The sequence below is a fragment of the Propionivibrio sp. genome, from assembly GCF_041441355.1.
In the GTDB taxonomy this organism is placed as follows: Bacteria; Pseudomonadota; Gammaproteobacteria; order Burkholderiales; family Rhodocyclaceae; genus Propionivibrio.
Window position 1 is genome coordinate 323,543 of the sequence record NZ_JASDTF010000019.1, and the last position, 18,261, is coordinate 341,803.

The window sequence follows — 18,261 nt, forward strand, 5'->3', positions numbered from 1 at the left end:
TCCTCATTCATCATGATCATCGACGTCAAAGTCCCGCAGCTTTCCGAATCCGTCGCCGAAGCGACCCTGGTCAGCTGGCATAAACAGGTGGGCGAGGCCCTGTCGCGCGACGAAAACCTGATCGACATCGAAACCGACAAGGTCGTCCTCGAACTGCCGGCGCCGGCCGACGGCGTGCTGGTCGAAGTGCTCAAGCCCAACGGCGCGACCGTGACCGCCGGCGAAGTCATCGCCCGCCTTGATACCGAGGCCAAGGCCTCAGTCGCCTCGTCGGCCCCGGCCAAGAGCGCGGCGCCAGCGCCTGCCGCACCGGCAGTAGCATCTGCGCCGGCCGCTGCGCCCGTCGTCGGCCAGGCCATGCCTGCGGCACGCAAGATTCTCGAGGAAAAAGGCCTTGCCGCTGAAGACGTGGCCGGCAGCGGCCGCGGCGGTCGGATCACCAAAGCTGACGCGCTGGCTGCATCGGCACCCGCCGCCAAGCCAGTCCCCACGCCGCCTGCAGCGGCTCCGGGAAGCGCGCCGACGGGCGCGCTGGCGCCAGCCCCCGCCGTGGCGCTGCCTTTTGCCGATCGCCCCGAGCAGCGCGTGCCGATGTCCCGCCTGCGTGCCCGCGTCGCCGAGCGTCTGGTGCAGTCGCAATCGACTAACGCCATCCTGACCACCTTCAACGAGGTGAACATGGCGCCGGTGATGGCGCTACGCAAGCAGTACGGCGAGAAGTTCGAGAAGGCGCACGGCGTACGTCTGGGCTTCATGGGCTTCTTCGTCAAGGCCGCGGTCGCCGCCTTGCAGAAATTCCCCATCCTCAACGCCTCGGTCGACGGCAACGACATCGTCTATCACGGCTACATCGACATCGGCATCGCTGTCGGCAGCCCGCGCGGCCTGGTCGTGCCGATCCTGCGCGACGCCGACCAGATGAGCATCGCCGACATCGAGAAGAAGATCGCCGAGTACGGCAAGAAGGCGCAGGACGGCAAACTCTCGCTTGAAGAGTTGACCGGCGGCACCTTCTCGATTTCCAACGGCGGGGTCTTCGGTTCGATGCTCTCGACGCCGATCATCAACCCGCCGCAGTCGGCCATCCTCGGCGTGCATGCGACCAAGGACCGCGCCGTGGTCGAGAACGGGCAGGTCGTCGTGCGCCCGATCAACTACCTGGCCATGTCCTATGACCACCGCATCATCGACGGGCGCGAGGCGGTGCTCGGTCTGGTCACCATGAAGGAAGCGCTGGAAGACCCGGCGCGTCTGCTGCTCGGGGTTTGAACGGTTTAAAAAGGCTTAGAAAATGTCCAAGCAATTCGATGTGCTCGTCATCGGCGGCGGTCCCGGCGGCTACGTGACCGCGATCCGCGCCGCGCAGCTCGGCTTCAAAGTCGCCTGCTGCGAATCCAACCCCTACGCCGACCCCAAGGGCGAGCCGCGTCTCGGTGGTACTTGCCTCAACGTCGGCTGCATCCCCTCCAAGGCGCTGCTGCACACCTCGCACCTCTTTGCCGAAGCGGCGCACGGTTTCGCCGCGCAGGGCATTTCGGTCGGCGCGCCGAAAATCGACGTTCCGACCATGGTCGGGCGCAAGAACGGCATCGTCACCCAGCTCACCGGCGGCATCAAGGGTCTGTTCAAGAAGAACAAGGTGACGCTCCTTGCCGGTCACGGGGCCTTCGTCGGTCCCGCACAGAACGGCGGCTGGCAGGTCAAGGTCGGCGAGGAAGTCGTCGAGGCCGCGCAGGTGGTGGTCGCCACCGGCTCGAAGGCGCGCCATCTGCCGGGCGTTCCGGTCGACAACGTCATGGTCTGCGACAACGTCGGCGCGCTCGACCTGCAGGCGGTGCCGAAGAAGCTGGCGATCATCGGCGCCGGGGTGATTGGCCTCGAGATGGGCAGCGTCTGGCGCCGTCTCGGCGCCGAGGTGACGATCCTCGAAGCCTTGCCCGATTTCCTCTCGGTGGCCGATGTTGACGTTGCCAAGGAGGCGGCCAAGGTGTTCGCCAAGCAGGGGCTGCAAATCCACCTTGGAGTCAGCATCGGTGAGGTCAAGGTCGGCAAGAAGGGCGTTTCGGTCGTCTACACCGACAAGGCCGGTACGGCCTGCACACTCGACGCCGACCGCCTGATCGTTTCGGTCGGACGCATCCCGAACACCGACGGTCTGAATGCCGAGGCGGTCGGGCTCAAGCTCGATGACCGCGGCCGCATCGAGGTCGACGGGCATTGCCGTACCAATCTTCCGGGCGTCTGGGCCGTCGGCGACGTCGTCTCCGGCCCGATGCTGGCGCACAAGGCGATGGAAGAAGCGGTGATGGTTGCCGAACGCATGGCCGGCCAGGCCGGGCACTGCAATTTCGACACCATCCCCTGGGTGCTCTACACCAGCCCGGAAATCGCCTGGGTCGGCAAGACCGAGCAGGAGCTCAAGGCGGCGGGCGTCGCTTACAAGGTCGGCAAGATTCCGTTCATGGCCAACGGCCGGGCGCTGGGCATGGGCGAGACCTCGGGCTTCGTGAAGATGCTCGCCGACACTGAGAGCGACCGCATCCTCGGGGTGCATGTGATCGGGGCCAATGCTTCGGAGTTGATCAGCGAGGCCGTGGTGGCGATGGAGTTCGGCGCCGCGAGCGAGGACTTGGCGCGCATCTGCCATGCGCACCCGACCCTTTCCGAAGTCATGCACGAGGCGGCACTGGCCTGCGATAAGCGGCCGTTGCACTTCTGACCCGCGAGCGCGCAAGCAAAGACGGCACGGGATTTCGATCCCCGTGCCGTTTTTTTTGTGCCTTGAGCCCTTGGGCCAAGCGCCTGCGGTTCAGTGCTCCGCCGCCTTGAGCGCGGCAATGCGCTCCTCAAGCGGCGGGTGGGTCATGAACAGGCGGCGCAGGCCGCTGCCCAGGCCGCCGGCGATGCCGAAGGCGGCCATCTTGTCGGGCAAGGGCGCGGTGTGCGCGAGCTTCAGGCGTTCGAGCGCGGCGATCATGTTCTGCCGTCCAGCCAGGCGTGCGCCGCCGGTATCGGCGCGGAATTCGCGCTGGCGCGAAAACCACATCACGATCATCGAAGCCAGGATGCCGAGCACCAGTTCGGCGACGATCATGGTGACGAAGAAGGCCGGCCCGTTACCGCGCTCGGTCTTGAACACCACGCGGTCGACGAGGTAGCCGATCACGCGCGACAGGAAAATGACGAAAGTATTGACCACGCCCTGAATCAGCGCCAGCGTGACCATGTCGCCGTTGGCGGCGTGCGCGACTTCGTGGCCGATCACGGCCTCGGCTTCCTGGCGCGTCATCTGCTGCAGCAAGCCGGTGGATACCGCGATCAGCGCGGCGTTGCGGCGCATGCCGGTGGCGAAGGCGTTGACCTCAGGCGAATCGTAGATGCCGACCTCGGGCATGTCGATTCCGGCTTCCTGCGCGTATTTGCGCACCGTCTCGACGAGCCAGAACTCGGTGCTCGTCGAAGGTGAGTCGATGACCTGCACTCCGAGTGCGCGCTTAGCCGACCACTTGGAGATCGCCAGCGAGATCAGCGCGCCGCCAAAACCCATCACCGCGGCGAAAGCAAGCAGGGCGCCGAGATTGAGGCCGTTGGCCGCCAGGTAAGGCTGGATGCCGAGCAGGCGCACGCTGAACGAAAGCACCAGCATGATTGCGAGGTTGGTGCCAAGAAAGAGAAGGATGCGTTTCATGGATAGGCTCGGGGGGCGATGAGTCCGGCCGGTTGCCCGGCGGCTTAGGAAACGTCCGCCGAATGCACCGGCGGACGGGTGAGCAGGGCGGCAAACTGGGGGCGGCGCAGGGACTTGACGACGACCGGTGGCGCGTCGTCCGGGATCGGCGCTAGCGCAGTGGGTGAATCTCCAGGCGCCCGCAGCAGTGCGGCGATCGGGCGCGCGCCCGTACCCGCCGCAAGGGCGGGTGCGGAACGCGCGGCTTTCGGGGGGAAGCGACTGCCCATGCTCAGTGGGCGATCGTGGCGTCAGCGCCCTCGGCCATTTGCGGCCGGGCGTGACGGTGTTCGCGCAGGCGCTCGAGGCGACGGGCGACCGTGCGTTCGCTCCGGTCGGCGGCGCGGTCGATCGCGACGTAGAGGTCGGTCTCGACTTCTTCGATGACGACCGGCTGAACGCGGGGCAGCGGAATCTGGATGCGGCAACGTTTGCCGGGGCCGCCGCGGGCGCCATTGACGTCGGAAAGGTCGACGCTGACCGAGCGGATGTCGTGGTTGGCCCAACTCAACGCGAACTGCAGGCGACGCTCGGTGTGCTGGCGCAGGCCTTCGGTGAGGTCGAAACCGTGGGTTTGGATGTCGATGCGCATGCTGTGCTCCTTTCCTGTGGTTTACGACTTTCATGCTAGAGAAGGTAAAATGATCCAACAAGTCGAATAAAATTTATTGAATGTAAGAAAAATTCGATGAATCTTCGGCGCACGGCGAATCGGGGTTCCGGAACGAAGTCGCGCCGATGATAGGGATTGGTTTCCTTGTGCCACGGAAGATGGAGGCGTCTTGGCCACGCTCAACTACAAGCATTTGCGCTATTTCTGGATGGTGGCGCGGACCGGCAGCATCGCCCGCGCGGCCGAGCAATTGCACCTTACGCCGCAGTCGATCAGCGGCCAGCTGAGCGAGTTCGCCGATGCGCTCGGGGTCGTCCTCTTCCGGCGGACGGGGCGCACGCTCGAACTGAGCGAGGCCGGGCGGCGCATGCTGAGCTACGCCGATGAAATCTTTGCGCTCGGCGACGAGATGCTGGACGTGGTGCGCGACTCGCAGACGGTCCTCAGCCTGCCGCTGCGCGTCGGTGTTGCCGACTCGGTTTCGAAATCGGTGGCCTATCGCCTGCTCGAACCCGCCCTGGAACTCGATGAACCCGTCCGTCTGATTTGCCGCGAAGGGCGCCTGTCATCGCTGCTCGCCGAACTCTCGGTGCATCGACTCGATGCCGTGATCGCCGATCAGGCCATGCCGGCCAATCTTAATGTGCGAGCCTACAGCCACCTGCTCGGCGAAAGCCCGCTCGTCATCTTTGCCGCCAAGAGCCTGCTCGATCGCTTTGCGCCGGCTGGGGTCGGTGCGCGCGGAACGTTTGATGCGGAGGTGTTGGCAGACCTGGTCGCCAAAGCACCGTTTTTGCTACCTGGCGAGGATTTCGCCATCCATTCCGGTCTGCTGCAGTGGTTTGAACAAAACCATTTGCGCCCGCACGTCGTCGGCGAGTTCGACGACAGTGCCCTGATGAAGGCGTTTGGTCAGGCCGGTGCCGGCCTGTTCGCGGCGCCGGAGGCGATTGCCGCGCATGTGGGGCGGCAGTACCAGGTGCGGGTGGTCGGCCGCATTCCCGAGGTCGTCGAACGGTTGTATGTCATTTCCGCCGAACGTCGTTTGAGCCACCCGGCCATCGTCGCGATCAGTCGGGCGGCGCGCGAGAACGTTTTCGGGTCGCTGAATGAGGTCTGAAAGGAAAGGCGATTTTGCTCGATACGGACGTTGCCTTTGACTTTTGGTGTTTTTATGTGCAATCCTCCCGGGGTGCTCGCTCGGGTGCCCCGTGGGTCTCGGGTGGGCTGAATTGACGTTTCGCGCTGGGTTGGACGATACTCGCGCGGTTTTCGAAATTTAGCGGAGAGAAAGATGATTGAGCGCTTGAGCGGCGAGGAACTGGTGGCGTTGGTGCGTCGCGTATTCCAGCCCAAGGCCGATGAAAAGAACATCGCCATCCTGGTGGACCTGCCGGATGCGGTGGTCGCCGACAACCCCGACTGGACCGCGCGCCGCGCGACCGCCCTTGAGTGGGCGACGCTGCTCTCGGCCCATGCCGCCGATCTGGGTGGAACGCAGACGACGCTCGTCCTCTACCGTAACGCCCACACTAACAACGGCAACCTGCCCGATACCTGTTGGATCCACTCCGGTGGCGACCTGCCGGCGACGGCCGAGAGCCTCGATCCGGCGCAGGCCATCCCGTTTGCCCAGATCTTCGCCAGCACCCCGATCATGCTGGTGCCGACCCAGTTTTCGGCCACCGCGCCGCTCAAGATGGCGGCCAAGCAGTACCCCTTCCGCGCGGCGACGATGGGCGGCTTCCGTCACGACATGGTGCCGGCGCTGCGCATCGACTACACCGAAGTCAATCGCCGGGTGAACTACCTCAAGAACGTGCTCGACAAGGCGAGCGGCGCCGACATCGTGTTTACGCACCCGGGCGGCGAAGCCAAGCTGCACCTCGACCTGCGCTTCCGCAGCGCCCATTCTTCGAGCGGCCTGCTGCCGAAGACCGGTGCCGCCGGCAATCTGCCCTCGGGCGAAGCCTACATCGTTCCCTACGAGGGCGAGAATGAGCCGAGCCGTACCGCCGGCATCATGCCAGTGCAGTTCGGCAAGGAAGTGGTGCTCTATCGCATCGAGAACAACAAGGCGGTCGAAGTGATTTCGCAGGGCGAGGCGTCGAAGAAAGAAGCCGAACTGCTCGTCGCCGAACCGGCCTACGGCAACATCGCCGAGCTGGGTCTTGGCGTGCTGGCCGCTTTCGGCATCAAGCCGATCGGCAAGGTGCTGCTCGACGAGAAACTCGGCATGCACATCGCCTTCGGCCGCAGTGAGCATTTCGGCGGCCAGGTCGGGCCCGATGCCTTCACCAAGCCCGAAGCGGTGATCCACATCGATCGCGTCTATGTCCCCGAGATGCAGCCGGACATCGGCGTGAAAATGGTGGATATTGCGCTGGAAGAAGGTACAATCCTGCCCCTCATGCGCAACGGCGAGTACGTCGTCGATTTCGCCTGAGTCGGAACGCGGGGGCGCGACGGGAGTCGGAGCCCCCCGGCCAAGCGCTTCGTTTGGCCAGAAAAAAACGGCAACGCCGCCTCCGGGCGGCGATTGACCGGAGTGGAAAACGAGCTGCGAATTGAATCCCTGCGCTGCCGTGTAACGGCATTCCGTTTTCCTTTGGGAGGACCAGTTGAAGATCAGTGCCATTCACATCGGGCGGGTCAGCATTCCGCTCAAGCGTCCGTTCAAGACGGCCTTGCGCCGGGTCGACTCGGCTGAGGACATCGTCATCAGGGTCGAGGCCGACAGCGGTGAAGTCGGTTTCGGTAACGCCCCTCCCACCGCCGTGATTACCGGCGACAGCCAGGATTCCATCGTTGCGGCGATCCGCGACACCCTCGGGCCGCGCCTGATCGGCCAGGACGTCGAGAACCTCGAGGCGATCATGGGTCTCCTCGATGCGGGCATGCTGCACAACCATTCAGCCAAAGCCGCGCTCGACATCGCCGTCTACGACCTCTTCGCGCGTCGTTTCGGCATGCCCCTCTACAAATTCTTCGGCGGCTACCGCACCGCCTTCGAAACCGACCTCACGATCAGCCTCAACGCTCCGGACGAGATGGTGCGCGATGCGCTCTCCGCCGTCGGCGAGGGCTATACGGCGCTCAAGCTCAAGGTCGGCAACGACCCGGCGCTCGATTTCGCGCGCGTGCGCGCCATCCGCGAAGCCATCGGCGCGGGCGTCGCCATCCGTCTCGACGCCAACCAAGGCTGGGGCGCCAAGGAGGCGGTGCGCATCATCCGCCGCTTCGAGGCCGAAGGCCTGGGCATCGAACTGATCGAGCAGCCCGTCAAGGCGCACGACCTCGAAGGTTTGAAATACGTGACCGACCACGTCGAGACCGACATCATGGCCGACGAGTCGGCCTTCGGTCCGTACGAGGTCTTCCAGTTGCTTTCCCACCGCGCCTGCGACCTGATCAGCATCAAGCTGATGAAGGCCGGCGGCCTGCACAGCGCGCTCAAGATCGCGCACTTCGCCGAGACCCTCGACGTGCAGTGCATGATGAGCTGCATGCTCGAAAGCAAGGTCGGGATCACCGCTGCCGCGAGCCTTGCGGCGGGCAAAAAAATTGTCACTCGCGCCGACCTCGATGCGGCTGTCCTCCTTGCCGAGGATCCCGTCGTCGGCGGCGTGAGTTTCAATGGAAACCAGCTGATCATTCCGGAAACCCCGGGGCTGGGCATCAACGACATCTCAGGCTGGATACCAATTACAACTGTGCACTGAGCGTCGGGCGGCATCATCGAGGCGTCGTCATTGTCATTAATCGCAACACAAACTAGCGGGGTGATATTTTGGGTATCGTCTTATCTATTCTCGTGACCGTCTGGGCCGGTTACTTCATTGTCAAGAAGTACAAGGCCCAGGCCGTCCTGTTCATCGCCGGCTTTGCGCTGATGTTCGCGGCCGTCGGTCTTGGCATCGGCACCATCCTTCCGGCCAAGCAGAGCACGGGCCTCGTGCTTTTCGACGCCTTCGAGTTCATCAAGAACACGCTCAGCTCGCGTGCTGCCGGTCTTGGTCTGAACATCATGGCGGTGGCTGGCTTTGCCCGCTACATGGACCACATCGGCGCCAGCAAGGCGCTGGTGCATGCGACCATCAAGCCGCTGCTGCTGCTCAAGTCGCCCTACGTGGTCATGGCCGCGACCTGGGTGCTCGGCATGTTCCTCGGCCTGGCGATCAACAGCGCCTCGGGCCTGGCCATGCTGCTCATGGTCACCGCCTTCCCGATCCTGATCAGCCTGGGCGTCAGCCGCCTGTCGGCCGTCGCGGTCATCGCCACCACGCTCTGTCTGGACTGGAGCCCGAGCGACACCGGCACGCTGCTCACCGCCAACACCGCGGGCATCGACCCCGTCGAATACTGGGTCAAGTATCAGGTTCCGGTGACGGCCTGGGTTCTGCCCTTCGTCGCCGCTGCGCACTTCTTCACCCAGCGCTGGATGGACAAGCGTGACGGGCACGTCGTGCAGCCGGTCGAACTGACCCCGCACGTCAACGCCGACGGCACGGTCGAGAAGCTGCCGCCCAAGTTCTATGCGCTGCTGCCGCTCGTTCCGCTGGCACTGATCCTGGGTTTCAGCAAATACGCGATCGACTCGGTGAAGATGAACATCATCATCGCCATGATGATCGGTCTGGCGGTCGGCATGCTCGTCGAATTCATCCGCACCCGCGACGGCAAGAAGGTCATGGGCGACATCCAGGTCTTCTTCGATGGCCTGGGGATGCAGATGGCCAACGTCATCACCCTGATCGTCGCCGGCGAAACCTTCGCCAAGGGCTTGCAGACGATCGGCACGATCGACTCGATCATCCACGCCGCCCAGGTTTCGGGCTTCGGCGCCGCCGGCATGATCATGGTTACCACGGGCATCATCATCGTCTGCTCGATCATCATGGGGTCGGGTAACGCACCGTTCTTCGCCTTCGCTGCGATGATCCCGGGCGTTGCCGCCAAGATGGGCGTTGCGCCGGTCGTCATGCTGCTGCCGATGCACTTCGCGGCCAGCTCGGCACGCGCCATGTCGCCGATTACCGCGGTGATCGTGGTGGCCTCGAGCATGGGCAACGTTTCGCCCTTTGACGTGGTCAAACGGACCGCGATTCCGATGACGGTATCGCTGATCACGCTGGTCACGGCCAACTTCGTGATGTTCTACTGATCCGCGATCGGAAACGGTTTCGACGGTTTCGGATTTGAACCGGCCCGCGCTTCGGCGCGGGCTTTTTGTTTTTCAGGAACCGCCCCAAGCCGGCCCGGCGCACGGCAAGGCGATGGTTTAGAATTGACGGGTACCCGAGGCAAGGTCTGCAGCGCTCTACAAGGAGAAAAAAATGCCTTTTCAAATGGCAAGCTTGCGCGCGATGTTCGGTTTCTTGTTGTCCTTAATCCTGCTGGCCTCCGTAGCGACGGCCGAAGAAAAACCCTTGGCGGTCTATACCGGCGAATGGGTTCCTTACAACTACCAAGAGGGGCGCGAGATCAAGGGGCTGTCGACCGAGATCCTGCGGGCGATGTGCGCCGAGGCCAAGCTCGAGTGCGGGATCAACTACCTCCCCTGGGTGCGGTCCTACAAAACCGTGCAGAATACCCGCAATGCTTTGCTCTACACCGTGGCCCGGAAGCCCGAGCGCGAGCATGAATTCCTCTGGATTGGCCCGATCCTGCCGCGCGCGACCTATGTTTACGCGCGTTCCAGCCTCGATCACTTGCCGACCAACGCGCAGGAGCTGTCCAGCCTTCGGGTTGGCGTCGTGCGCGGCGAAGCTTCGATCACCGACCTCGAACGCGCCGGCGTGAGCAGTCAGGCGATCGTCGTCCTGCCGGTGAACGTCGATGCCTTGCGCATGATGGCGCGCGGCATGATCGATGCCATGGTCGATACCGAGATTGGCATGAGCTGGAACCTGCGCAACGCCGGCCTGGCGCCGGGGCAGGTGAAGCGGGTGATGCCGTTGAGCGACGTCGGCGCCTACTATTTTGCCCTCAATGTCGATTCCGACCCCGCGCTGGCGCAACGCCTGCAGGCGGCGGTCGATCGCCTGCAGCGGAGCGGCCGGATCAACGCCATCGTCCGCGCCTTCCTGGTCACCGACTAGGCCTGCCCGGGCAGGCCTGGCGCGGATTTAGACGATCATGCCGGCGCCGACGGTGTTGTTGGTCGCCTCGTCGATGACGATGAAGGCACCGGTGGCCCGGCTGTCGGCGTAGGCGTCGATGCACAACGCCTGCGCCAGCTTGAAGCGCACCCGGGCGATGTCGTTCATCGCCAGGTGCTCGGCCGGACCGCGCGCCAGAGTGTTGATGTCCAGGCGGTACTCGACGCCGTCGAGCAAAGCCTTGGTTTCGCGCGTGGTGTGGCGGATGAGGTACTTGCGGCGCGGGTCGAGCGGCGTTTCCGACAGCCAGCAGAGCATGGCTTCGAGCTCGCGCGTCACGCGCGGAGCTTCCCCGGGGCGCACGATCATGTCGCCGCGCGAAATGTCGATCTCGTCCTCGAGCAGCAGGGTGACCGATTGCTCGACCGAAGCGGTGGGCAGCGAAGCTTCGAGGACGCGGATGTCGCGCACCCGGCTCGTGCGTCCGGACGGCAGAACGGCCACTTCGTCGCCGACGGCGATGCAACCCGCCTCGATGCGCCCCATGAAGCCCCGGTAGTCGTGCAGTTCCGGATTGGCCGAATCTTGCGGTCGGCAGACGTACTGCACCGGAAAGCGGAAGGGTTCGGCATGGTCCTGATGGGCCGTGCCAGCGCGTTCCAGCAGCTCGATCAGGGTCGGGCCGGTGTACCAGTCCAGGCGCTCGCCACGTTCGACGACCATGTCGCCGTTCAGGGCCGAGAGCGGAATGAAGTGGACGTCGTCGATCCCGAGTTGGCGGGCGAAGGCGAGGTAGTCGTCCATGATCCGGATGAAGACCTCGTGCGAGTAGTCAACGAGGTCCATTTTGTTGATCGCCACCACGAGGTGCGGAATGCCGACCAGATGCGCGATGCAGGAGTGACGGCGGGTTTGGGTCAGGACGCCCTTGCGCGCATCGACGAGGATGATCGCCAGGTCGGCGGTCGACGCGGCGGTGACCATGTTGCGCGTGTACTGCTCGTGCCCCGGCGCGTCGGCGATGATGTACTTGCGGGTGCCGGTGGTGAAGTAGCGGTAGGCGACGTCGATGGTGATGCCCTGTTCGCGTTCGGCCTGCAGCCCGTCGGTGAGCAGCGAGAGGTCCATGGCCGTGAGGCCGCGTTTCTGCGAGGTGCGTTCGATGGCATTCAGGGTGTCGGCGAGGATGGCCTTGGTGTCGTAGAGCAGGCGGCCGATCAGCGTGCTCTTGCCGTCGTCGACGCTGCCGCAAGTCAGGAAGCGCAGCAGGCCGTTGTCCTGGGTTTGCTCCTTGGACGGGGGGAGGTGTTCGAGTGCGGACATCAGAAATACCCTTCCTTCTTGCGTTGTTCCATTGAAGCTTCGGAGGTCTGGTCGTCGAGGCGGGTGGCGCCGCGCTCGGTGATCGTCGTCGTCGCCGTCTCGGCGATGATCTTCTCCAGCGTGTCGGCGTCGGACTCGACCGGTGCCGTGCAGGTGATGTCGCCGACAGTACGGAAGCGCACGCGCAGCTGTTCGACCGTCTCGCCCGGCGCGGCCGGGGTGATCGCCGTCACCGGCAGCAGGCCGCCGGCCTTGCGTACGACCGGACGGATGTGGGCGTAATAGATCGACGGCAGTTCGAGCCGTTCACGTTCGATGTACTGCCAGACGTCGAATTCGGTCCAGTTCGAGATCGGGAAGACGCGGATGTTCTCGCCCTTGTGGCTGCGGGCGTTATAAAGATCCCAGAGTTCCGGGCGCTGGTTCTTCGGGTCCCATTGGCCGAAGGCGTCGCGGAAGGAGAAGATGCGCTCCTTGGCGCGGGCCTTCTCCTCGTCGCGGCGGGCGCCGCCGATGCAGGCGTCGAAGCCGAACTCCTCGATCGCTTCGAGCAGCGTCACCGACTGGTGCTTGTTGCGCGATTCGTCGGGCGTTTTGAGCACCACCGTGCCGCGGCGCATCGAGTCCTCGACCGAGCGCACGATCAGGCGTTCGCCCATTTCAGCGGCGCGCCGGTCGCGGTATTCGATGACTTCGGGGTAGTTGTGGCCGGTGTCGATGTGCAGCAGCGGGAACGGAAAGCGACCGGGGCGGAAAGCTTTCTCGGCCAGACGCAGCAGGCAGATCGAATCCTTGCCGCCCGAGAAGAGCAGGGCCGGGTTGCTGCACTGGCCGGCGACTTCACGCAGGATATGGATGGCCTCGGATTCCAGCCAGTCGAGGTGGGAGAGGTTGGCGGCGGTTTGCTGGGTCAGTGTGGTCATTGAAACACCTGTGGTTTTATTGTTCAGGTTTTGTCTTCGGCCGGCGCCTGCGACGCCTTGACGGGGGCGAGGCCCTCGTTCGCCTGCGACGACGTCCCGTCGAGCGTGGAATGGACATGCAGGCCGCATTCCTTGGTGTCGGCATTTTCCCACCACCAGCGTCCGGAGCGGACGTCTTCGCCCGGCGTGATGGCGCGGGTACAGGGGGCGCAGCCGATGCTCGGGTAGAAGCGGTCGTGCAGGGCGTTGTAGGGCACGTCGTGCAGACGGATGTAGGCCCACACTTCGCGCTCGGACCAGTCGGCGAGCGGGTTGAATTTCTCCAGCCCGTGCGTCGTGTCGTACTCCTGCTCGGGCAGCGCGCTGCGCGTTGGCGACTGGGCGCTGCGCAGACCGGTGATCCAGGCCTTGCGCCCGGCGAGGGCGCGGCGCAGCGGTTCGACCTTGCGCACTTCGCAGCAGGCGCGGCGCAGTTCGACCGAGTCGTAAAAGCCGTTGATGCCGTGGGTTCGCGTGTAAGTTTCGAGCGCTTCGTGCTGCGGGGTGTAGTAGCGCAGGTGGCGGTTGTAGCGCAGCTCAAGACGGGCCATCAGGTCGTAGGTCTCGGGCGGCAGGCGGCCGGTGTCGAGCGAGAAGATGTCGATCTCCAGGCCGTCGCGTGCGATCAGGTCGGTGAGTACCATGTCTTCGGCGCCCAGACTGTTGGCGAGGACGGCCGGCGCGTAATCGGCGGCGATCCGGGCGAGCAGGGCGCGGGCGCTGTTCACCCTGGCCTGCAGGGCGAGGCGCAAGGCCTCGTCGTCGAGGTGGATGGCCAGGTGCTTCATGCGCGTCCTCCAGCGTCGGCGCGACGGCGGAAGAGCGGCTGCGGCTCGGTGACGGCGGTCTGGTAATGCTCGCTGAAATCGGCGAAACCGCGCAGGGCATCCTCGAGGTCGCGCCCTTCGCGGACGGCGAAAGCATCGAAGCCGCAACGTCGCAGGTTCTGCAGCTGGTCGCGCAGCACGTCGCCGATGGCGCGGATTTCGCCGCGGTAGGCGTAGCGTTCGCGCAGCAGGCGGGCCGTGGTGTAGCCGCGGCCGTCGGTGAATTTGGGGAAATTCACCGCGATGACCGAGAGGTGAGCGAGGTCACCAGCCAGCGTTTCCGCACCCTCGTGGCTGTCGAGCCAGACGCCGACTTCATGCGGTCGGGCGAGGATGGCGGTGCGCTGTGCCTGCCAGACGGCGAGCGGAAAAATGACTGAAGCATTGGGCAGGGCCACACTTTCGGGTGCTTCGCCCTCGGTGAGGACGAGGCGCGTCCAGGCGTCGTCGACGATGCGGTCGTTCTTGATCAGGCGGGGCATCACGCGCTCTCCTTGGCGGTTTCCAGGGCGGCCGTCTTGCGTCGGTCGCGGCCGGCGTAGGCGCGGGCCTTGAAAGGCTCGGTGCCGATCCGGTCAAAGGTATCGATGAAGCGTTCCTCGGGCGTGCGTGCCTCGACATAAACGGCGAGCAGCGCGGCGATCACGTCGGGGATTTCCTCGGCGGCGAATGACGGGCCGATGACTTTTCCGATCGTGGTGGCGTTGCCCTGACGGCCGCCGAGCGTGACCTGATACCACTCCTCGTTGTTCTTATCGACGCCGAGGATGCCGATGTTGGCGACGTGGTGGTGGCCGCAGGAGTTCATGCAGCCCGAGAGGTTGAGCGAGAGTTCGCCGAGGTCATGCTGGTAGTCGAGGTCGTCGAAACGATCCTGGATCGCCTGGGCGACCGGCACCGAGCGCGCATTGGCTAGGGCGCAGAGGTCGCCGCCCGGGCAGCAGATCATGTCGGTCAAGAGGCCGATGTGGGGCGTCGCCAGGCGGTTGGCGCGGGCGATGGTCCATACCGTGTAGAGGTCGGCCTGGCGCACGTCGGCGAGGACGAGGTTCTGTTCGTGGGTGCTGCGCAGTTCGCCGAAGGCGAAGCGCTCGGCCAGGTCGGCGACGGCGTCCATCTGCTCGGCGCTGATGTCGCCCGGCGCGTTACCGTGCGCTTTGAGCGAGAGCGTGACGGCAGCGTAGCCGGGGACGCGGTGGGCATGTACAGCGCGGCTCGCCCAGCGTGCGAAGGCGCGATCCTCAGCCAGCGCGGCGCTGTAGGCCGGGTCGCGGCCACTCTCGTCGAGCGTCACGCGAGCATAGGCCGGGGGCGCAAAGTGCGCGCTGACGCGGGCGAATTCGGCGGCGGTCAGCGTGTTCGGCCCGTCCTTGAGGTGCGCCCATTCCGCCTCGACCTGGCGTGCGAATTCCTCGATGCCGAGAGCATTGACGAGGATTTTGATGCGCGCCTTGTAGGCGTTGTCGCGCCGGCCGTGCTGGTTGTAGACGCGCAGTACGGCGTCGAGGTAGCTGAGCAGATGTTCGGGTTCGAGGTCTTCGCGCAGCACCTGGCCGAGGATGGGGGTGCGCCCGAGACCGCCGCCGACGAAAACGCGCACGCGCACTTCGCCTGCGGCATTGCGCCACAGTTCGAGGCCGACGTCATGCGCGCGGATTACCGCGCGGTCTTCCGCCGCGGCATTGACGGCGATCTTGAACTTGCGCGGCAGGAAGGCGAATTCCGGATGGAAGGTCGACCACTGGCGCAGGATCTCGCAGTACGGGCGCGGGTCGACGAGCTCGTCCGGGGCAACGCCGGCAAAGGGATCGGTGGTGATGTTGCGGATGCAGTTGCCCGAAGTCTGGACGGCGTGCATCTGCACGCTCGCCAAGTCGGCGAGGATGGCCGGCGTTTCCTCGAACTTCGGCCAGTTGAGCTGCAGGTTCTGGCGCGTCGTGAAGTGCCCGTAGCCGCGGTCGTAGCGGCGGGTGATCTCGGCCAGCCGGCGCAGTTGCTCGGCCGAGAGCAGGCCGTAGGGGACGGCGATGCGCAGCATCGGGCCGTGGCGCTGGATGTAGAGACCGTTCTGCAGGCGCAGCGGACGCAGCTCGTCATCCGGCAGCTGGCCGGCGAGGTTGCGTTCGATCTGGCCGCGGAACTGGGCAACCCGTTCGTCGATGATGCGCTGGTCGATTTGATCGTAGCGGTACACGCTGCGCTCCTTAGGCAATTGGTGCAATGAAACTGGAGCGGTGCATCGTAGCAGCGGGCAGTTGCTGCAAAAAGAATATTAAGTTAGATTTGTAGAACTTAAAGTTATTTTGCGTGCTGCCGATGAAGCTGCAACAACTCCGTTATCTGGTTGAAGTCTCCCGCTGCGGGCTCAACGTTTCCGAAGCCGCCGAGACCCTCTATACCTCGCAACCGGGCATCTCCAAGCAGATCAAACTGCTTGAGGACGAACTCGGGGTGATCGTCTTCGAGCGCAGCGGCAAGCGCCTGACCGCGGTGACCGAGCCCGGCCAGCGCGTGCTTGAGATCGCCGCCCGCATCCTGCGCGAAGTCGACAACATCAAGCGGGTTGGCGAGGAATACGCCGGCGGCGACACCGGCAGCCTGGTGATCGCCACCACTCACACCCAGGCGCGCTACGCGCTGCCCGAGGTGGTCAAGCGCTTCGTCGAGCGCCACCCGCGCGTGCGCCTCTCGATGCATCAGGGCAGCCCGACGCAGATCGCCGAATGGACGATCAAGGGCGAGGCCGACATCGCCATCGCCACCGAAGCGCTCGACCAGTACTCGCAGCTCATCATGCTGCCGTGCTACCAGTGGGGGCACTGCGTGATCGCCCCGGATGGCCACCCGATCCTGAACGAGCCCGGCCTTTCGCTGCAGTCCCTGGCGCGCTGGCCGTTGATCACCTACGACCCGGCGTTCTCCGGGCGTTCGCGCATCAATAAAGCCTTCGAGCGCGCCGGCCTGGAACCCAACGTGGTGCTCGCGGCGATCGACGCCGACGTGATCAAGACCTACGTCGGCCTCGGCCTGGGCCTCGGCATCATCGCCCACATGGCCTTCGATCCGGCGCGCGACACCGGCCTCAAGGCGCTGGACGCCACCCACCTCTTCGGCACCAACACCACCCGCCTCGGTTTGCGGCGCGGCACTTACCTGCGCCGTTTCGAATACGATTTCATTGAACTCTTCGCGCCCCAGTTGGGGCGCAAGGCCGTCGATATGGCGATGGCCGGAACAGGAAACCAGGATGAGTACCAACTTTAACGCCGGCGGCCCCGGCCAGGGGCCGGTGGCTCGCGTTTTCGCCGTCATCCTCGGCGCCGTGGCGCTGGCCGCCAGCTTCATGTTCTCGCTCGTGGTGGTGGCCGTGCTGGCCGTCGTCGCGCTCGGCGTTGGGCTTTATTTCTGGTGGAAGACGCGTGCCCTGCGCGAAGCGATGCGCGAGTCGATCGAAGCGCAGCAGCGCGCCGCCGAGGCCATGGGCGCTGCCGGAGCCGACGCACCGCCGGCCGACGGGGCCGTCATCGAAGGCGAGGCCGTGCGCGTGCAGGACGATCCAAACCGCATGATCCGCTGATACGGAGGGGGCTGCGATGTCATGGCGAAACAACGCGATTCGTTTCCGCGCGTCGCTTCTGTTGATGGCCGGCGTGATGTTTGTGGGCGCGGTCTATCTCTGGGGTTCTTCGCCCGCGCTGCCCGAGGCAGTTTTTGCGCGGCACGACGCGCGCGTGCCCATGAGTGGAAAGGCGGTTCGGGTCCAGACCGCGCGCGGGGGCGGAGAAATCCGTCTGGAGCTTGAGGGCGGGGAGAAAGGGCGGACGGATTGCCTGGCCATGTCCTTCGTGTGCGAAGGCGAAGGCGCGGTGATCTATGCCGTGGCCGGTGAGGTCTTGCCCCTTGAGCATGGTTTCGTCTGGCCCGTTTCAGTGGTCCGCCAGGGGCGGGCCGAGCTTTCTCCGGGCGAGAGCCGGCTGGCCTACGAGCAATATTACGAACGCGAATCGACGCGTTACCGCCTGCCGCTGGCGATTGCCTTTGCCCTGCTCGGGCTGGCCTGGTGGGTCGGCCGGTATACCGAGAACGATCCCGAAAACGATTGAGCCGCCGGTGGGCCTTATTCCGTTGATAAAGCCATCGTGCCACGACGCCGCGTTGCAGACCGTGCGAATCGCCGGCAAGGCGAAGGCAAGGACTTGACGACCTTACGGAAGATCTCGGCGCGGAATTACAGCCAGCGCCGCACGTGTGCTTGATAGGCGGCGTACTCCGGGCCGAACTTTTCGCGCAGGTGCCGTTCTTCGGGCACGATCTGGAAGCGCGTGAGGTAGGCGATAAACAGCGGCCAGGCGACGAGGGCCAGCGCGTGGGCGAGGTACGTTGCCCACGCGGCGAGAAGAAGGGCGATGCCGAGGTACATCGGATTGCGCGTGCATCGGTAGATGCCGGTACTGACGACGCAACTGGCCTGTTCCGGGCGCCTCGGGTCCAAGGTGGTTTGCGCGTTGCGGAAGGCCCAGGCCCCGGCCAGGGCGCAGACGAGGCCGGCGAGGGCCAGGGCCGCCGCCAGAGGGCGCCGTGCCGGAAGGTCGAAGGCCAGCGCCGGCCAAACCCAGGCGCCGGCTTTCATGGCCGCGGCCCAGAGGAGCAGCACGGCCGGCGGCGGCAGGCGAAGCTCGAGGCGCTGCATGTTTTTTCCGATCACTGA

At 65.0% G+C, this 18,261-nt stretch carries 19 protein-coding genes; 10 read left to right on the forward strand and 9 right to left on the reverse strand.

Going from position 1 to position 18,261, the window contains the following annotated elements; genetic code table 11:
• Positions 1 to 12: 12 nt before the first annotated feature.
• Both odhB and lpdA read left to right on the forward strand, forming a co-directional pair.
• Positions 13 to 1,269 carry a 2-oxoglutarate dehydrogenase complex dihydrolipoyllysine-residue succinyltransferase gene (gene odhB / locus QMB55_RS07965; protein WP_497588151.1) on the forward strand — a complete coding sequence of 419 codons (1,257 nt, stop codon included), beginning with the start codon at positions 13 to 15 and terminating at the stop codon, positions 1,267 to 1,269.
• A 22-nt stretch (positions 1,270 to 1,291) separates the two neighbouring features.
• A complete protein-coding gene (lpdA, locus tag QMB55_RS07970) occupies positions 1,292 to 2,719 on the forward strand; it encodes a dihydrolipoyl dehydrogenase (RefSeq protein ID WP_497588152.1) in 1,428 nt (475 codons plus the stop codon).
• Between the two features lie 90 nt (positions 2,720 to 2,809).
• Here lpdA and htpX read toward each other — a convergent pair whose 3' ends face one another.
• From htpX to QMB55_RS07985, 3 genes are read right to left on the reverse strand one after another with little or no spacing between them, the layout of a single operon-like run.
• Positions 2,810 to 3,688: a protease HtpX gene (htpX, locus tag QMB55_RS07975; protein ID WP_497588153.1), complete on the reverse strand. Its 879-nt coding sequence runs from the start codon at positions 3,686 to 3,688 to the stop codon at positions 2,810 to 2,812.
• Between the two features lie 44 nt (positions 3,689 to 3,732).
• Positions 3,733 to 3,957, reverse strand: coding sequence for a hypothetical protein (locus QMB55_RS07980; protein WP_497588154.1), 225 nt, complete (start codon positions 3,955 to 3,957; stop codon positions 3,733 to 3,735).
• 2 nt (positions 3,958 to 3,959) lie between these two features.
• Positions 3,960 to 4,319 carry an HPF/RaiA family ribosome-associated protein gene (locus QMB55_RS07985; RefSeq protein WP_497588155.1) on the reverse strand — a complete coding sequence of 120 codons (360 nt, stop codon included), beginning with the start codon at positions 4,317 to 4,319 and terminating at the stop codon, positions 3,960 to 3,962.
• A 190-nt stretch (positions 4,320 to 4,509) separates the two neighbouring features.
• Here QMB55_RS07985 and nhaR point away from each other — a divergent pair, with 190 nt between their 5' ends.
• From nhaR to QMB55_RS08010, 5 genes are all read left to right on the forward strand, one after another.
• The gene (gene nhaR / locus QMB55_RS07990) at positions 4,510 to 5,460 is read left to right on the forward strand and encodes a transcriptional activator NhaR (RefSeq protein WP_497588156.1); all 951 of its coding nucleotides are present in this window, start codon (positions 4,510 to 4,512) and stop codon (positions 5,458 to 5,460) included.
• Positions 5,461 to 5,634: 174 nt separating this feature from the next.
• Positions 5,635 to 6,786, forward strand: a complete 1,152-nt coding sequence (locus QMB55_RS07995) for a M29 family metallopeptidase (protein WP_497588157.1) — start codon at positions 5,635 to 5,637, stop codon at positions 6,784 to 6,786.
• Positions 6,787 to 6,961: 175 nt separating this feature from the next.
• On the forward strand, positions 6,962 to 8,062 hold the full coding sequence (locus QMB55_RS08000) for a mandelate racemase/muconate lactonizing enzyme family protein (protein ID WP_497588158.1): 1,101 nt from the start codon (positions 6,962 to 6,964) through the stop codon (positions 8,060 to 8,062).
• Between the two features lie 68 nt (positions 8,063 to 8,130).
• Positions 8,131 to 9,504, forward strand: coding sequence for a C4-dicarboxylate transporter DcuC (gene dcuC, locus QMB55_RS08005; RefSeq protein WP_497588159.1), 1,374 nt, complete (start codon positions 8,131 to 8,133; stop codon positions 9,502 to 9,504).
• Positions 9,505 to 9,676: 172 nt separating this feature from the next.
• On the forward strand, positions 9,677 to 10,441 hold the full coding sequence (locus QMB55_RS08010) for a substrate-binding periplasmic protein (RefSeq protein ID WP_497588160.1): 765 nt from the start codon (positions 9,677 to 9,679) through the stop codon (positions 10,439 to 10,441).
• Positions 10,442 to 10,468: 27 nt separating this feature from the next.
• On the opposite strand, the gene cysN is transcribed toward QMB55_RS08010, so the two are convergent.
• Genes cysN through QMB55_RS08035 form a run of 5 tightly spaced genes read right to left on the reverse strand, consistent with a single transcriptional unit; the run spans position 10,469 to position 15,747 of the window.
• Positions 10,469 to 11,764 carry a sulfate adenylyltransferase subunit CysN gene (gene cysN / locus QMB55_RS08015; RefSeq protein ID WP_497588161.1) on the reverse strand — a complete coding sequence of 432 codons (1,296 nt, stop codon included), beginning with the start codon at positions 11,762 to 11,764 and terminating at the stop codon, positions 10,469 to 10,471.
• Positions 11,764 to 12,687 (reverse strand): sulfate adenylyltransferase subunit CysD, encoded by a 924-nt coding sequence (cysD, locus tag QMB55_RS08020; protein ID WP_497588162.1) that lies wholly within the window; start codon positions 12,685 to 12,687, stop codon positions 11,764 to 11,766. The genes cysN and cysD overlap by 1 nt, the downstream gene beginning before the upstream one ends.
• A gap of 23 nt (positions 12,688 to 12,710) precedes the next feature.
• Positions 12,711 to 13,514 carry a phosphoadenylyl-sulfate reductase gene (locus tag QMB55_RS08025; RefSeq protein ID WP_497588163.1) on the reverse strand — a complete coding sequence of 268 codons (804 nt, stop codon included), beginning with the start codon at positions 13,512 to 13,514 and terminating at the stop codon, positions 12,711 to 12,713.
• Positions 13,511 to 14,035 carry a DUF934 domain-containing protein gene (locus QMB55_RS08030; RefSeq protein WP_497588164.1) on the reverse strand — a complete coding sequence of 175 codons (525 nt, stop codon included), beginning with the start codon at positions 14,033 to 14,035 and terminating at the stop codon, positions 13,511 to 13,513. The genes QMB55_RS08025 and QMB55_RS08030 overlap by 4 nt, the downstream gene beginning before the upstream one ends.
• Positions 14,035 to 15,747 carry a nitrite/sulfite reductase gene (locus QMB55_RS08035; RefSeq protein WP_497588165.1) on the reverse strand — a complete coding sequence of 571 codons (1,713 nt, stop codon included), beginning with the start codon at positions 15,745 to 15,747 and terminating at the stop codon, positions 14,035 to 14,037. The genes QMB55_RS08030 and QMB55_RS08035 overlap by 1 nt, the downstream gene beginning before the upstream one ends.
• A gap of 122 nt (positions 15,748 to 15,869) precedes the next feature.
• On the opposite strand from QMB55_RS08035, the gene cysB reads away from it, so the two are divergent.
• Genes cysB through QMB55_RS08050 form a run of 3 tightly spaced genes read left to right on the forward strand, consistent with a single transcriptional unit; the run spans position 15,870 to position 17,656 of the window.
• Positions 15,870 to 16,817 (forward strand): HTH-type transcriptional regulator CysB, encoded by a 948-nt coding sequence (gene cysB / locus QMB55_RS08040; protein WP_497588166.1) that lies wholly within the window; start codon positions 15,870 to 15,872, stop codon positions 16,815 to 16,817.
• Complete coding sequence (locus tag QMB55_RS08045; protein ID WP_497588167.1) at positions 16,801 to 17,130, forward strand: hypothetical protein; 330 nt, start codon at positions 16,801 to 16,803, stop codon at positions 17,128 to 17,130. The genes cysB and QMB55_RS08045 overlap by 17 nt, the downstream gene beginning before the upstream one ends.
• 16 nt (positions 17,131 to 17,146) lie before the next feature.
• Positions 17,147 to 17,656, forward strand: a complete 510-nt coding sequence (locus QMB55_RS08050) for a hypothetical protein (RefSeq protein WP_497588168.1) — start codon at positions 17,147 to 17,149, stop codon at positions 17,654 to 17,656.
• Positions 17,657 to 17,781: 125 nt separating this feature from the next.
• Here QMB55_RS08050 and QMB55_RS08055 read toward each other — a convergent pair whose 3' ends face one another.
• Positions 17,782 to 18,243, reverse strand: coding sequence for a methyltransferase family protein (locus QMB55_RS08055; RefSeq protein WP_497588169.1), 462 nt, complete (start codon positions 18,241 to 18,243; stop codon positions 17,782 to 17,784).
• Positions 18,244 to 18,261 lie beyond the last annotated feature (18 nt).

Excerpts from the sequence above, each read along its gene's own strand:
- odhB (WP_497588151.1), top strand. The coding sequence starts at position 13 with ATGATCATCGACGTCAAAGTCCCGCAGCTTTCCGAATCCGTCGCCGAA.
- lpdA (WP_497588152.1), top strand. The coding sequence starts at position 1,292 with ATGTCCAAGCAATTCGATGTGCTCGTCATCGGCGGCGGTCCCGGCGGC.
- htpX (WP_497588153.1), bottom strand. The coding sequence starts at position 3,688 with ATGAAACGCATCCTTCTCTTTCTTGGCACCAACCTCGCAATCATGCTG.
- QMB55_RS07980 (WP_497588154.1), bottom strand. The coding sequence starts at position 3,957 with ATGGGCAGTCGCTTCCCCCCGAAAGCCGCGCGTTCCGCACCCGCCCTT.
- QMB55_RS07985 (WP_497588155.1), bottom strand. The coding sequence starts at position 4,319 with ATGCGCATCGACATCCAAACCCACGGTTTCGACCTCACCGAAGGCCTG.
- QMB55_RS07995 (WP_497588157.1), top strand. The coding sequence starts at position 5,635 with ATGATTGAGCGCTTGAGCGGCGAGGAACTGGTGGCGTTGGTGCGTCGC.
- QMB55_RS08010 (WP_497588160.1), top strand. The coding sequence starts at position 9,677 with ATGCCTTTTCAAATGGCAAGCTTGCGCGCGATGTTCGGTTTCTTGTTG.
- cysN (WP_497588161.1), bottom strand. The coding sequence starts at position 11,764 with ATGTCCGCACTCGAACACCTCCCCCCGTCCAAGGAGCAAACCCAGGAC.
- cysD (WP_497588162.1), bottom strand. The coding sequence starts at position 12,687 with ATGACCACACTGACCCAGCAAACCGCCGCCAACCTCTCCCACCTCGAC.
- QMB55_RS08025 (WP_497588163.1), bottom strand. The coding sequence starts at position 13,514 with ATGAAGCACCTGGCCATCCACCTCGACGACGAGGCCTTGCGCCTCGCC.
- QMB55_RS08030 (WP_497588164.1), bottom strand. The coding sequence starts at position 14,035 with ATGCCCCGCCTGATCAAGAACGACCGCATCGTCGACGACGCCTGGACG.
- cysB (WP_497588166.1), top strand. The coding sequence starts at position 15,870 with ATGAAGCTGCAACAACTCCGTTATCTGGTTGAAGTCTCCCGCTGCGGG.
- QMB55_RS08045 (WP_497588167.1), top strand. The coding sequence starts at position 16,801 with ATGAGTACCAACTTTAACGCCGGCGGCCCCGGCCAGGGGCCGGTGGCT.
- QMB55_RS08050 (WP_497588168.1), top strand. The coding sequence starts at position 17,147 with ATGTCATGGCGAAACAACGCGATTCGTTTCCGCGCGTCGCTTCTGTTG.
- QMB55_RS08055 (WP_497588169.1), bottom strand. The coding sequence starts at position 18,243 with ATGCAGCGCCTCGAGCTTCGCCTGCCGCCGCCGGCCGTGCTGCTCCTC.